The organism is Flavobacterium sp. 9 (assembly GCF_002754195.1).
Lineage (GTDB): Bacteria > Bacteroidota > Bacteroidia > Flavobacteriales > Flavobacteriaceae > Flavobacterium.
The window spans coordinates 2,617,626-2,631,254 of record NZ_PEEU01000001.1 but is presented as its reverse complement, the minus strand read 5'-3'; the positions used below and the strand labels follow the sequence as shown (position 1 = coordinate 2,631,254).

Here is a 13,629-nt window from a genome sequence, read left to right as displayed (position 1 = left end):
TTATGCTTAAAATCAACAAAAAGACGATACTATTATTTTTGCTAATTTCTTCAATTGTTGTTGTAGTAATTTACAATGTAGAATATTTTAAAAAAGTAGATCCAACAATACTAACTTTAGTTTCGGGTTCAATAGGTTTTATAATTTCAAAAATTATTGAAGATTTAAAAGAAAGTAAACAAAGGCTTTACGAACAAAAAAGAAAGTATTATAATGAATTAATTAGACCATATAGGGATGTTTTAAAAAATATAAAAGTCAAAAATGGAAATACTATATTAAATAATAAGCAGATTGCAGATGCAATGGATACAGCTTTTGATAATATTCTCTATGCGTCAGATGAAGTCATTGAAAAATATGGTAGGTTTAGAAATACTGATACAAATGATACTGAAACAGGATCTAAAAGTTTATACAAGACATTAAAATTGTTTTCGGACTTGTTATTAGCAATGTGTAAAGATTTAGGGAATAAATATACATCTTTAGATGATGTCCATATATTAAGAATGTTTATTAATATGTCAGAGAAAGAAGAAGAGCTGTATAGAAAAGAGTTTAAAAAAATTAAATAAATAAAATTTTAGTTCTAGATAACGCAAATTTCCAATTCATAACTTACAACAATAATTAAAACCATAAAAAAAACCGAAGCCATAAAACTTCGGTTTTTTCTATAAATATATCTATCTAAAAAATTACTTCTTATCAAGCAACTTCTCTAAAAGAGCCACTTTTTCTTTTTCAGCTTCAACCAATCTTTCATAAAGCTTTTCATTTTTGTCAAAAGCTTCAAGAAGTTTATCAAATGGATTAAAAGTGCAACCTAAATTAATTGCAGAAGAAGCATTGTCGTTATACGTATTTCCAATAATATTAAAAACAGCATCTTCAGAAAAGTTTTTTATTATTTCAGGCGTAACTCCCAAAGCTTCGGCAATTGCTTTAAGTTTTTCGTCGTCAACGCTTTCGCTTCCTTCAATACTCAAGATGGTTTGTTGACTTACGCCAATCGAAATCGCAAGTGCTTCCTGTTTCATATCTCTAAGCTCTCTAATTCGGCTTATGTTTCGCCCAATATGTTTTGGTTTTATTTCTGTGCTCATAGTTCAAAGATATTTAAAATTCTGTTACCATTTTGGTTTTGGTAGAAAACAAGTCTTGGTTTGTGAGATACATTTTGTAAATTGTTTCCGATATTTTAAAAATATGATTTTTCTTATAATTGTTTGTTTTGAGTCGGGATTGTTTTTTAAAATATAGAATCGCAATTTACAAATGCTTTATTTATGAATATGAAGGTTACTAAAAGAGATTTATATATTACAATTCCGTTTCTATTACTTCTTATTATTGGTGTTTACGGAGTTTATTACCTTCCTTATATTTCTGGAGATCAAAGTTTCGGGTTTGTAAAAAGATATCTTTTGATTCCGTTAATCGTATTTTCTTTGGCATACGCTTATTTTTCAACTTTTGGATATAAGCAACTAATTGCTGTTCCGGTATGGAAAAATTTAGTAGTTTTTGTTGTGATGTTTCCGATGATTTCATTGGTAAATTGTCTTTCTTTTCAAGGATCTGTAATTATTATTAATAAAGAATTTGGAGCACAAAACAACTATTTATTGTCGGGAGAAATAGTCAAAGTAGATTATCCGATTCCTAAAAAATGGGGAAATAAATATTGTGTTTTTATTAAAAGAGAAATTGAAAATGATACAATTGAAATGGATGTGCCGACAAATAATTATATTCTCGGACAGAAATTTAAAAAAGAAATGAAAATTGGGCAGTTTGGATTTATTTATGCTGAAAGATAATTTCCAATCCGAATTCTTAGAGAAAAACTACCAAACTCAATTTGAAAAGAAAAATGACCATACAAAAAGCAAACCCAAACGATCACGAAATCTTAACCGAAATAACCAAAAAATCAAAAGCATATTGGGGATATTCAAACGAGCAAATCGAAAATTGGTCGCAATTCCTGACCGTTTCCAAAGAATATATCGAGAAGAATTCGGTTTTTAATTTAGTTGATAACGATAAAATTATTGGTTATTATTCATTCTTCCACGAAAGTGAAAACATTATAAAACTTGATAATTTGTTTGTTTTACCGGAATTTATCGGCAAAGGATTCGGGAAAGTATTAATGGATGATTTTCTTATTCGAATAAAAAATGACGACGTTCAAAAAGTGATTCTTGATTCGGAACCAAATGCAGAAGTGTTTTATTCTAAATTTGGATTTGTAACAATTGGTCAAATAGAAACTTCGATTAAAGATCGCTTTATGCCAATCATGGAGTTATTAATAGAAAAAGTTTAAAACCGTTAATAGAAATTTTAAAGTTATAAAATATGAAACTAAATACAGAAGTTAAGTATTTAACAATTAAGCAAAGTGCAATTTTTTTGTTGGTTTCGCTTTCACTTTTTTGGAGTTGGATGTTTATTACATCGAAGATTGACAGAGGAAATGATCGCGGATTGATGACTAGTTTTGGTACAATAGTAATTTTGACTTTTATATTGGTACAATTCTTTGCAAAAGTGAAATTAGGAGAGTATTTGGCAACATTCTTTTTTCTGAGTTTTGGAATTTTAATAGTTTTCATACTTTCCATGACAATTGGACTTATTATTTCGGCAATTACCAAATTGGATTGGATAGGTTTTATAGTTCCATTAGCATCTACTACTTTTTTATTATTTTTTATTCTCAGACGATTGTTTTCTTTTCCGGATAATTTTGTGGCATTTTGGGTGTTATTTTCATTGCCAATTCTGACGGCGATAACCTTAAAAATATTGCCTTTTTATGATAGTATTGTTAGTTATCACTTAGGTCTTGGATTTCCAATTGCGATTTATCTAAGTTTTGTTTTTATCGCAATTGCAATACTTTGCAGAGAAAGTCAAAGAGTAATTATCGAAGAATAAAATAAAAATGAACGAGCTAATAATCGAAAGCAAAGGAATAAAAACCGACCGATATTTTATACCGCCATTTGAATTAAGAAAAGGCGAATTAGTATTAATTCATTTAGATAATCACATTGATTCTATAGATATCGAAGATAAAATGATTGCTATTTTTACAGGAAAAGTAAAACATGAAAATGTTATTGTCCATAAACCTCTTACTTATGCAAAGCATTTTCGAGAATCAAAATTCAGAAGCAGATATTTTCCAACGACAGTCGGTGAATATTTATTAAGAAATGTAAATCCCAACAATAAGTTTGCGAAAAAGATTTATGAAACGGTTTGGATTAATAAAAACACTAAAATCAATACATTGGCAGGAAATCCAAGAAAATTGCTCTCCTTGTATGCTGTATTATCAAAAACAAATGATATAATTTTTGATCTCGCAGCACAAGATTTTCAAGGAATGGAACATGCAGCAGAAATCGTTAAAGAAGAAATTAAAAACGATGGATCGGCTTTATTAATAGAGTGGGGAAATCATCTAAAAAAAGATTGTACAAAGTATATAAGAGCCGAAAGGATACCGTTTTTGAAATAACAATTTGGCGTTGTTATAAAAAAAATAATGGCAATAAAATGTATGTTATTGATTTTTAGTATTTAATATTTTTTTTGCGAAAATAAGTCAATTAATAAAGAATAAAAATGAAAGAACTTATAATCGAAAGTAAAGGAATAAAAACGGATCAATATTTTATACCTCCATTTGAATTAAGACAAGGTGAATTGGTTGTTATTTATTTGCAAGGTGGAGCGCATTATGATGAACTGAAAATACAATTGACATCTATTTTTACTGGAAGAGCGAATCATGAAAACGTAAAAATATTTAAGCCTTTGACTTTTGTAGAACCTTTTAAAGAATCAAAGTTTAAAAGAATGTTTAATCCAACTACAGTATTTGAATATTTAAAAAGAAATGCAGATCCAAAAAATATTGTGATTCCAAGGATCTTTGAAGTTGATACTTTTGCAGGAAAAGACAAACTGAAAGATCTCGATACCAGTCAAAAAAAGAGACTTTCATTGAGCGCGGTTTTCTTAAAAACTAAAAATATTGTTTTTGATTTGAGAGGAGAAAGTCCGGTTGGAGCACAAAAAACGTTTCAGTTTGTTAAAGAACAGATTAAAGAGGAAGGCGCCGCAATTTTAATTGATTGGGCAGAAGATATGAAAAATGATTGTTCAAAATTTATTGTAATTGAATGGTTTTCAGATCTTGAAGAATTAAAAAAGATTGGTAATGGAAGTGTAAATCTTTCTCGAATGTATTAATGAAAAGAAATAAAAAAATGAAGTAACTCACTTCAATAAAAAATTAAAATGCATAATTCAGTTTTTAAATTAATAACAATAAAAGAAGTCAAATCGCAATATCCGTTTCTATTGGATCGTGAAGGATTTGATTATTTTGAAGAATGGAATGACGACGATTTCTTTTTTGTCGCAAACGAAGATGTCTATTTTGATGGTGATTTTTTACTAGATGTTTATGAGGATAAAGTAAAAAAATGGTTTATCAATATCTTTAATTTACCCATTAAAATTATTGAAGATTTAAGAATCGAAGGAATTTTGGTAAATGGAAATATCTTCACAAATGGAACTATAATAAATGCCGAAGGAGATTACGGACCTTATGTTTTTATTAGCGGAAATGTAACTTGTAAAAGTTTATTGTTAGGAGGTTCTTATGTCGAAATAAACGGAGATGTAAAAGCCAAAGAAGTGGTTATGACTTCGTACAATCACGGAAATTTTAAATGTTCCGGCGTTATCGATTCTCCCGTTTTTATAGTCGAAGATCATAATACAACTTTTGCTGAGCGAAAAAATGATTTGTTTTATTATAATGACAGAGCAAATGATTTTGAGTCAAAAAATGATTGCGAATATGATGATGATTCTGATGAAGATATTATTTCGGTAGAATTGCGCAAACATCTGAATAATCCATTAATTGAAACTTTCGAAGAATTAAAACGTGAGTTAGAGAAAGGCGAATTGGTTTTGAAAAAAAGTAATCCCGCTGCCAAAACTTTTGCATATTGGAAATATAGAGTTGAATCAAATTATAGAGATTTGAAGTTAGTTCCGCATCAATTTAAAACCAAAGAATTGTGCGAATTGGCTTTGAATATCACATTTCATGCTTTGCCATTTGTCAATCAGGAATTTATTACGAAGGAACTTTGCGAGAGATTAGTCGATAAAGATGGATTTGCGATTCAGAAAATTCCGGACGACTTTATAACAAAAGAACTTTGCTTAAAAGCAGCGAAAAGCGGAACCTTAATTTCGCTTATTCCAAAGGAGTTTTATTCTGAAGAATTGATTTTAACGACATTCAAAAACGGAAAACACGAACCGAATATAAATGATGTTTCGTCTGAATTTATTACCGAAAATTTGCTCGAAGAATATGTGAAAATAGGCAAAGGATTATGGCTGGATAAAGTTTGTAAAGAAAACGGAATTGACAAATTCACTATTTTAAAACAAGTAATCGATTCTGGAATAGAAAATTTAGATTCAGTTTTTGGAAATCATTTTAGTAAAGAAGTTGCTGATTATTCGGCTTCTGTTTATGATAATGAAGAAAATAAGGAGAAATGGAATAATTTTATTGGGAAATACAAAGTTAAATTTGAGCGTCTTGGGTTGAACGAATATCTTTAGTCAAGCTTTAAACTTAAAACAAAATTATATTATGGAGAGTAGAGAAAGAGTAATTAAGAATTATGTTAAAGGTTACAATCAATTTGATATTGATAAAATGACAGCTGCTTTTATTGATGATATTGTTTTTGAAAACATTCAGAATGGTGAAGTAAATATGACTTTGATCGGAATAGATGAATTTAGAGAACAGGCAGAAAAAGCAAAAGCGTATTTTTCGATCAGATCACAAACAATTACTGCATTCAATCATTTTGAATCCAAAACTGAGGTAGAAATTGATTATTATGCGGTTTTGGCAATGGATTTCCCTAACGGAATGAAAAAAGGTGATGAATTAAACTTGAAAGGAAAATCTGTTTTTGAGATTTTAGAGGGTAGAATTTTGAAATTGACTGATATTAGCTAATTGTAAGTAGTCGAAAATTATAAATGGAATCAAAAATTGAAATAAGAAAAGTAGAAAAACAAGACTTGGATTTTGTGTACAAAGCAATCTGCGAACTCGAAAATGAAGTTTTGGATTTTGAAGTATTCAAGGAAATATTCGATGAAAACTTTTCGAATCCAAAGAATGTTTACCTAATTGCCGAAAATGAAAACGAAGGTTTAGGTTTTATTAGTTTTCACACCCAAAATCTTTTACATCATTGCGGATTAGTTGGCGAAATCCAGGAGTTTTTTATTCATCAAAAATATCGCGGTCAAGGCGTTGGTAAACAATTGATAGAAAAAATCATGATTTATGCTGATCAAAATAACCTGAAAAGTATCGAAGTTACCACAAATAAAAGACGAGTAGAAAACGTATTGATTTACGAAAATCTTGGTTTTGGTTTAACGCATAATAAGTTTACGATTTATAAGTAAGTTTTTCAGGGATTAAAGATTGAACATAAAAAAAAACTGCTATCGATAAGATAGCAGTTTTAATAATTTAATCGTTATGTTATTATCATGGCAGATATTCCATACAGATACTACCTGATGCTGTTTTGTATAAATACCAACCACAGATGTTTCTTCCATAATATGAAACTTCGTCACCACCACATAAGGGATATGGTACGCAATTTACAGCTCCGGCATTAATTGATTTCAATTCTTCTTTTGATAATTTTTGCAATTCTGATAATTTTTCTAAATTTTTCATAGGTAATTTGTCTTTTGGATTTTCCTACTCTGTAAGTTTTTCGGATGCCACTTTGATATAAAAGCTGTTGATTATACAGCTCCGTATTCCATACAAATACTATTTGATGCTGTTCTGTATAAATACCAACCACATGAGTTTATGGTTTCAAAAGTAGCTTCCTGACCGTTACATAATGGCCATGGTATGCATGGAGTACCATTACCGGCATTAATTGATTTCAATTCTTCTTTAGATAATTTTTGTGATTTTGATAATTCTTGTAATTTTTTCATAGGTAATTTGTTTTTTGGATTTCCTACTCTATAAGTTTTTCGGATACGACTTTGATAAAAATACAAATTAATTTTAAATAAAAACTTACAAAAACACTTGCGCTTCTAATTTGTTTTTATAATATTATGTAATATTCTTCGGTTTTTAAGATAAGTACGTTGTAATTTCTTTCTTTTTTGTGTTTTTGCTGATCTTAAAAATAAGTGAAAAACTGGCGAATCTTACTTCTTACAAATTGGATTAAAGTGTAATATTGTATATCAAAAAAAGTTAAAAACATTAAAACGAATGTCAGAGAACCATAAAAAAGTAGAATGCTGTAATCATGGACTTCGAAATGAAGCTTATGTATGTCAACATTTAATAACTTCTGAATTTGGAGGTTTTTGGGAATCGTTTGATTCAGATTCAACGAAAGAATATCATGATGGTGAATTAAATGCGTGGTGTAATGCTTGCGATAAAGTACTTGTAGAACAAGGAGAATGGAATGATATATCTGAAGCATTTGCTAAAATAGAACTTATTTGTGATGAATGTTTTTTTGAAATGAAGAAATTAAATGGTGGTTCGAGCAATTATACTTCAAAATAGAGAAGTAACATTAGATTAAAGTAGAAAGACAAATCTTGGCAGCCAGTAAAAAAAAGAGATTCTAAAAAAATGAAACAACTAAACATATCCATAAAACACAATCTGATAGTAGGTTTACTTATCGCATTATGGATTTTTGTTTTTGCTTTTATCATAAGACCTTTTGACGACGGAACTATAGATTTTAAATCATGGTTTTTGATAAGTTTAGGTTTTAGTGTTTTGGCATTTTTGTGCTATTCAGTTTTGGCTTTTGTTCAAAAACGAGTTTATCTTAAAACCTCAAAATGGAATTTAAAGCTGGAAATAGCTAGTTTGCTGTTTTTTTACTTGATTTATTTAATTGGAATTTACTTCTATTACAAAAGTCCAATTCTCAAAGGCGGATATAATTTTACAGCATTCTTTTTGATCATATTTAGCCGAGTTGCTTTGATTCTAACTCCGGTAATTATTCTCGCCAGAAGATATTTGATTAAATTAATTCCTTCGAAAGATGATATTCTAACTATAAGAGGAGAGAATAAACTAGATATTTTAAAAATTAACAAAGCCGATTTGGTTTGTATTTCGAATGCTCAGAATTACGTTGAGATTTTTTATATCGAAAACGACAAACTTACCTCAAAACTGCTTCGGACTTCGCTTAGAAAAGTTCAGGAAGATTTTGATTTTTTAATGCAAATTCATCGATCGCATTTAATAAATCCAACACATTTTAAATCCTGGAGAAATCAAAATACTGTTGTTTTAACTCAAATCGAACTTCCTGTTTCTAAAAACTACAAAGAAACTTTATTGGCGTTATAATTTTCGTACCTAAAACAATATGTTTTGTACCTAAGTCAATAAAATTGGGCTTTACGTAAGTTTTTGATTTTAGTTTTGTTTCATCAATTTTAAACTAAATTATGAAAACAAAACATCTTTGCTTTATCGGATTATTATTTTTCGTTATCAGTTATTTATTCTTTTCGCACGTTTTGCCAAACGATCAAAATCCAATAGATTTTGGACATTGGTTCAACTTAATTGGCGCCTGTTTTTTATTATCGTTTAATGATGCATTTCCCAAAAACAGATTAAATTCAGTAGCTTCGGTTATTACAACTTTTGGAGTTATTGCGCATATTGGACTTTGCACAATCGATTTAATAATGTCAAGTTTTGGTAATAATGAATTTGCCAAAGAAGAATTAAGTAAACATATTAGCAATACGCCAGCGATTTTGTATCCATTTATTATAGTCGGACCTTCTTTGCTTTTTATAGGTTTGGCAATTCATGCTTTGAACTTTTTCAAAACAAATATGATAAGTTCATTAATGGTTATTGTTGGTTCATTGGCAATTGGTTTTTCTTTTTTTGTATTGAAGAATGTAGTTTATATGTTACTGAGTTGTCTGGTTTTTGCTTTGGGATTGGGAATACTTCTTTGTAAGAATGATAGTAGAGAAATCAGTTGAAATCTATATATTTGAATTCGAAATAGTCCGTTTCTTTAAACCTCAATCGATAATTTTAAATATGAATAAGATTTTTACCTTACTTGTTTTACTGGTTTCATTGCGTCTTTCGGCACAAAATAGTCTTCAGTTTGATAAGAAATTTGTGCAGAGCGAAGATAAGTGGGTTGCGTTTCCAAAAGATAGTACAGATGCTTATCCATATGGATTTATATACATCGATGCTCAGGCTGGATTGACGTTTGATTATGAGGGAAGTTTTAAAATTAATGGAACGGGTAAATTTATTCCAAAAAGAAGAGAGGTTGTTGGACAGGTGAAATACAGATTAGAACCTAATAATAACCTGATAGCGTTTATTCCTGATTCAAAACTTGCAGAGTTGAATATTGACAAAATTCCGGATTGGCTTAAGGGGTATAAAACAGGAGAAGGTTCTGTAGAACGACTTTATCAATGGGGTTTCATGTATAATGGTTGGAACGAATGCGAAAAAGCGCTGGAATATCTTGAGAAAGCTCAAAAAATAAACCCGGAATATAAAGGACTTCGAACTGAATTGGCTTTTTCGTATAATTGTTTGAAGCAATATCAAAAAGCCGTTGATATTTTGAAGATTGCTTTAAAAAGTGATCCGCTTGACGCTTATACCAATAAGGAATTGATTTATGCAGAAACAAAAAATGGCAATTTAGAAGATGCTGAAAATGTTTGTCGTAAAGTGTTTAAAGAATGTGCCGATAAAACTTATAATGCCGAAAATGCTTATAATGTTTTACAAGCGTATTACCTGAAAAATGACATTAAAAACTTTAATAGATGGTTTGCAGAAACCAATTCTCATTTAATGAGTGATCCGCAAATTAAATCGTTGGCACAACAAATGAAAAAGGAATTATAACAATAAATTTTAAAGACATAAATTTGTAATGTTCTTAAGATTAAGAATCCAAATAAATAGAATTGAATAAATATCTAAAATATCTAATCTCGCTCTTTCTGGCTTTTGTCGTGATTGCGAGTGACGGTACTTTAGTTTCTCAGTCAAAATCGGCAGATTATTACCAATCTTCGTTTGTGATTTTAAGACGAGAATTAGATTTTTCGAGTTCTCGATTATACAAGTTTACACAATCAACTTCCCGAACAAAAACGATATTTTCGATTGTTCTAAATTATCTTTCTAATAAAGATATTTTTAGTTTTCAAATTCGGGTAATTCAAAATTTACAACTACTTCTTTTTCAGAAATTAAGTTCATTTATAAAACAATCTGTTTTTGTAAATGAAACGATTCATTCCGGTAATTTCAAAACTAGTTTATACATAGCTTAATTTTTTTAAGCTTTTATGCGCTTTAACGCATACGATGATAAAATAATGTCTAATCATTTATCATTTTCAAAATGTATAAACAAAATAATCAAAAACGTTTAGAGCAATCTAAGCGACCACTTCATTGGATAAAAAGAAAATTCATAGTAATAATAACCGCTTTCATGCTCGGAATGTCAAACGGAATGAATGTGCATGATGAAGCTCTTAAAGGAAATCAAAACTATACGGAACAACATAAAAAGGATTGAGAATTTAACCGCAAAGTGCGCAAGGATTTTATTTTTGTGATGTCTTAAAAATCACAAAGTTCGCAAAGCTTTGTGTTTAAAAGGAATATAAAATTTTGCGACTTATTGTTTTTGTAAACATTGTATTTTAATTATAGCCCGAGGTTTCAACCTTAGGAAACGTTTTATGATGATTTATATTGAGACAATCCATTGCGTTCCAATGGTTGAAACCATTGGCTATGGTTTTGATCGAATGATCTTTGTCAAAGTTTAAAACTTTGACAAAGATTTTGTTAACGCAATCTTGTCATTTCGACGGAGGAGAAATCTTCGTGAGAAGCTCCGTACAGAATGTCGCCAGTCTTTGCGAGGAACGAAGCAATCTCATGTGCTACATAACATTGGTTACTCTTATTAGTGTGGTTGCTTCGTTCCTCGCAATGACAAACTGTATGTTATAAAAATAAAAAACCGAGGCAATTTGCTTCGGTTTTGTTTATATTGGAATTTAAAAAAATGAAATTTAACTTTTAGTCTATCCATTTATAATATCTCGCTCCAATTAAATTAGGAATTTCTTTTTCGATTCTATCTAAAATCCATTCGTTTTTAGGAGTTCTTATACTTTGTTTTTGTTCTTTTTTGTGAAGGCTTTCGTAAGTTTCAAAACCAATTTCTGTGCTTTCTTCTAAGTTTTCAAAAAGTTTGGTTTTGGCTAAAGCCGATTGCCATTCCGGTTGAATTGTTCCTTCAAATACTTTTGATTTCGATCCGCTTCCGTAAGCCAAGAATCCAAATTTAGTTCCGGCAACTTCTTGCTTTGTATCGTAATAATGAGCCAAAGTCGATAATAATCCCATGAAAATAGATCCTGTATAAAGGTTTCCTATTAAAGAAGAAGCCAATTCTGCGGGTTGTAATTTCTCAGTTACAAACTTTTTGTATTCATCAGATTTTCCAACTTCTTTGATTTTGTTTTGGTAATCTGCTGGTTCGATATTTTCTGAAATGATTTTATCAGCGTGATCTAAAGCATAAATCTCAGACAACATTCTGCGCCCTTGAAAAGAATAGGGAAGATGCATGATAATGCTATTCCAGGTATTGTATAAAGTTTCGGTCGTATTTTTTAATTTCTTAAACGAAAAGTATGCATTTCGCGTACGATCCATATAACATTGATTCGAATATTGTCCGTCAAAAACTGGTTGATCTTTGTGGATCTCGATTTCGGCTTCTAAATTATCAAACCAAGGATCGTTGTTTTCGTTTTGAGTAATCGCTTCTTTAGAGATAGTTCTGTAGGGTTTGAAAAAATCAAAAACACCTTTTGTAGATGTTGCCCAATTTTCATCAAAAGCAATAATTCTAGGATTCGAAGTCACAAGCATTGCAAGAGCTCCCGCACCTTGAGTATATTCTCCAGTTGAGTTTAAATCATATTTTGCAAAATCCGTTGTAACGACAATTGCTTTTTTCGTTGGATTCAATTTTACAAAATCAATACAGTTTTGCAAAGCGTCAACTCCACCAATACAAGCAAAAGTAAAATCAACAACATCACATTCGGCCAAAACATCTTCGCCAAATTTTTGCTCCATTAAACTAATTAAGAAAGAACTAATAGGTTTAGAACTGTCGATTCCGCTTTCGGTACCAACATAAATCCGGCTGATTTCGTTTAGGTTTATTTCGTTTTCAAGAATAAGTTTGGTTAAAGCATTAGCTCCAAAAACAACTGCATCCTGATGAACGTCAGGCAAAGTCATTTTTATTAATCCAAGACCTTTCTCTAATTTTTCGGGTTCAATATTTCTGGCAACAGCCAAAGTTTTTATGGGTAAATGTATGTTGGCAACATCAAAAGATATAGCGTCGATTCCTGTTTTCATTCTGATTTTTTTTGAAGCCGATAAAGGTAAAATTATGCTGTTAAAATTCACTTGTTTTGGTTCAATAAAATTCAGGATGACTTTATTTTTGAGGAAAATAAGTCAAAACGGGGAGAAAAGTAGCAATTTGGTAATTATATAAAAAACAGGATTTCGTTAAAATGACATGCGAAAGATTTCTATTTTATTGTTTTTAAATAATTTGCAATAAAATTGAATAAAGCTCTTTAAAATCATTATAAATAACAACGAAATGGTTGTAGTTCATGTCTAATTGCTTTATTTTTGTGTAATTTTTTAAAACAAACTACTTAAACACTTATGGCACAATCTGCACTATTGAATGCTTCCATCTTAAAGAAAGTGGCTATGGCTCTTTCGGGAATATTCTTAATCACGTTTTTAGCGCTGCATGTTTCCTTAAATTTCATTTCTATTATTAGTGAAAATGTTTTTAACGAAGCTTCTCACTTTATGGGATACAATCCGCTAATTCAGTATGTAATGCAACCAGTTTTGGCAATCGGAGTAATTTTCCATTTCGTTATGGGATTTGTTTTGACTGCACAAAATAGCGCTGCAAGACCAATTGCTTATGCAAAATACAATGGAGCGGCTAATGCTTCTTGGAGTTCAAGAAATATGATTATTTCTGGATTGGTTATTTTAGCTTTCTTAGGATTGCATTTCTATGATTTTTGGTTTCCTGAAGTTACCTATAAATATATAGTAGGTACTGCGCCAGATGCAACTAGGTATTATGGAGAGTTAGTGCATAAATTTCACGATCCAATCCGTACAGGATTATATTGTGTGGCTTTTGTGTTGTTAGGTTTTCACCTTTGGCACGGATTCGGTTCTTCTCTGCAATCTGTGGGAATGAACAATAAATATTCTCGTTTTTTAAACAAAATCGGTTATGCTTTTGCGGTTGTAGTACCAGCACTTTTCATCATAATCGCATTATTTCATCATTTCAATAATTAATATAAATTATA

At 30.1% G+C, this 13,629-nt stretch carries 20 protein-coding genes; 16 read left to right on the top strand and 4 right to left on the bottom strand.

Features of this window, described 5'->3' with window-relative positions; genetic code table 11:
• Positions 1 to 2 precede the first annotated feature (2 nt).
• Complete coding sequence (locus CLU81_RS10790) at positions 3 to 578, top strand: hypothetical protein (RefSeq protein WP_099709802.1); 576 nt, start codon at positions 3 to 5, stop codon at positions 576 to 578.
• Between the two features lie 123 nt (positions 579 to 701).
• Here CLU81_RS10790 and CLU81_RS10785 read toward each other — a convergent pair whose 3' ends face one another.
• Complete coding sequence (locus CLU81_RS10785) at positions 702 to 1,109, bottom strand: helix-turn-helix domain-containing protein (protein WP_099709801.1); 408 nt, start codon at positions 1,107 to 1,109, stop codon at positions 702 to 704.
• A gap of 183 nt (positions 1,110 to 1,292) precedes the next feature.
• Here CLU81_RS10785 and CLU81_RS10780 point away from each other — a divergent pair, with 183 nt between their 5' ends.
• From CLU81_RS10780 to CLU81_RS10745, 8 genes are all read left to right on the top strand, one after another.
• Positions 1,293 to 1,826: a hypothetical protein gene (locus CLU81_RS10780; RefSeq protein ID WP_144444497.1), complete on the top strand. Its 534-nt coding sequence runs from the start codon at positions 1,293 to 1,295 to the stop codon at positions 1,824 to 1,826.
• 53 nt (positions 1,827 to 1,879) lie between these two features.
• On the top strand, positions 1,880 to 2,338 hold the full coding sequence (locus CLU81_RS10775) for a GNAT family N-acetyltransferase (RefSeq protein ID WP_099709799.1): 459 nt from the start codon (positions 1,880 to 1,882) through the stop codon (positions 2,336 to 2,338).
• Between the two features lie 32 nt (positions 2,339 to 2,370).
• Positions 2,371 to 2,952: a hypothetical protein gene (locus CLU81_RS10770; RefSeq protein WP_099709798.1), complete on the top strand. Its 582-nt coding sequence runs from the start codon at positions 2,371 to 2,373 to the stop codon at positions 2,950 to 2,952.
• Positions 2,953 to 2,959: 7 nt separating this feature from the next.
• Positions 2,960 to 3,541: a hypothetical protein gene (locus CLU81_RS10765; RefSeq protein WP_099709797.1), complete on the top strand. Its 582-nt coding sequence runs from the start codon at positions 2,960 to 2,962 to the stop codon at positions 3,539 to 3,541.
• A 107-nt stretch (positions 3,542 to 3,648) separates the two neighbouring features.
• Entirely contained in the window at positions 3,649 to 4,278 is a 630-nt protein-coding gene (locus CLU81_RS10760) for a hypothetical protein (protein ID WP_099709796.1), read from the top strand.
• A gap of 48 nt (positions 4,279 to 4,326) precedes the next feature.
• Entirely contained in the window at positions 4,327 to 5,682 is a 1,356-nt protein-coding gene (locus tag CLU81_RS10755) for a polymer-forming cytoskeletal protein (protein WP_099709795.1), read from the top strand.
• Positions 5,683 to 5,713: 31 nt separating this feature from the next.
• Positions 5,714 to 6,091 (top strand): nuclear transport factor 2 family protein, encoded by a 378-nt coding sequence (locus CLU81_RS10750; protein ID WP_099709794.1) that lies wholly within the window; start codon positions 5,714 to 5,716, stop codon positions 6,089 to 6,091.
• Positions 6,092 to 6,114: 23 nt separating this feature from the next.
• Complete coding sequence (locus CLU81_RS10745) at positions 6,115 to 6,552, top strand: GNAT family N-acetyltransferase (RefSeq protein ID WP_099709793.1); 438 nt, start codon at positions 6,115 to 6,117, stop codon at positions 6,550 to 6,552.
• A gap of 85 nt (positions 6,553 to 6,637) precedes the next feature.
• Here the strand turns inward: CLU81_RS10745 and CLU81_RS10740 are convergent, their stop codons facing one another.
• Positions 6,638 to 6,835, bottom strand: coding sequence for a hypothetical protein (locus tag CLU81_RS10740; protein ID WP_099709792.1), 198 nt, complete (start codon positions 6,833 to 6,835; stop codon positions 6,638 to 6,640).
• Positions 6,836 to 6,906: 71 nt separating this feature from the next.
• Complete coding sequence (locus tag CLU81_RS10735) at positions 6,907 to 7,110, bottom strand: hypothetical protein (protein WP_132011744.1); 204 nt, start codon at positions 7,108 to 7,110, stop codon at positions 6,907 to 6,909.
• A gap of 289 nt (positions 7,111 to 7,399) precedes the next feature.
• On the opposite strand from CLU81_RS10735, the gene CLU81_RS10730 reads away from it, so the two are divergent.
• The 6 genes from CLU81_RS10730 to CLU81_RS10710 all read left to right on the top strand — a co-directional run bounded on the left by CLU81_RS10730 (position 7,400) and on the right by CLU81_RS10710 (position 10,757).
• Positions 7,400 to 7,705 (top strand): hypothetical protein, encoded by a 306-nt coding sequence (locus CLU81_RS10730; RefSeq protein WP_099709790.1) that lies wholly within the window; start codon positions 7,400 to 7,402, stop codon positions 7,703 to 7,705.
• A gap of 69 nt (positions 7,706 to 7,774) precedes the next feature.
• A complete protein-coding gene (locus CLU81_RS10725) occupies positions 7,775 to 8,515 on the top strand; it encodes a LytTR family DNA-binding domain-containing protein (RefSeq protein ID WP_099709789.1) in 741 nt (246 codons plus the stop codon).
• 101 nt (positions 8,516 to 8,616) lie between these two features.
• On the top strand, positions 8,617 to 9,171 hold the full coding sequence (locus CLU81_RS10720) for a hypothetical protein (RefSeq protein ID WP_099709788.1): 555 nt from the start codon (positions 8,617 to 8,619) through the stop codon (positions 9,169 to 9,171).
• Between the two features lie 61 nt (positions 9,172 to 9,232).
• Positions 9,233 to 10,072, top strand: coding sequence for a lipopolysaccharide assembly protein LapB (locus tag CLU81_RS10715; RefSeq protein WP_144444496.1), 840 nt, complete (start codon positions 9,233 to 9,235; stop codon positions 10,070 to 10,072).
• Between the two features lie 62 nt (positions 10,073 to 10,134).
• Entirely contained in the window at positions 10,135 to 10,506 is a 372-nt protein-coding gene (locus tag CLU81_RS26640) for a hypothetical protein (protein ID WP_144444495.1), read from the top strand.
• 71 nt (positions 10,507 to 10,577) lie between these two features.
• Complete coding sequence (locus tag CLU81_RS10710) at positions 10,578 to 10,757, top strand: hypothetical protein (protein ID WP_099709786.1); 180 nt, start codon at positions 10,578 to 10,580, stop codon at positions 10,755 to 10,757.
• A 512-nt stretch (positions 10,758 to 11,269) separates the two neighbouring features.
• Here CLU81_RS10710 and CLU81_RS10705 read toward each other — a convergent pair.
• On the bottom strand, positions 11,270 to 12,631 hold the full coding sequence (locus CLU81_RS10705; protein ID WP_099709785.1) for a hydroxymethylglutaryl-CoA synthase family protein: 1,362 nt from the start codon (positions 12,629 to 12,631) through the stop codon (positions 11,270 to 11,272).
• A 321-nt stretch (positions 12,632 to 12,952) separates the two neighbouring features.
• Here CLU81_RS10705 and CLU81_RS10700 point away from each other — a divergent pair, with 321 nt between their 5' ends.
• Positions 12,953 to 13,618: a succinate dehydrogenase cytochrome b subunit gene (locus tag CLU81_RS10700; protein ID WP_099709784.1), complete on the top strand. Its 666-nt coding sequence runs from the start codon at positions 12,953 to 12,955 to the stop codon at positions 13,616 to 13,618.
• The last annotated feature ends 11 nt before the right edge of the window (positions 13,619 to 13,629 follow it).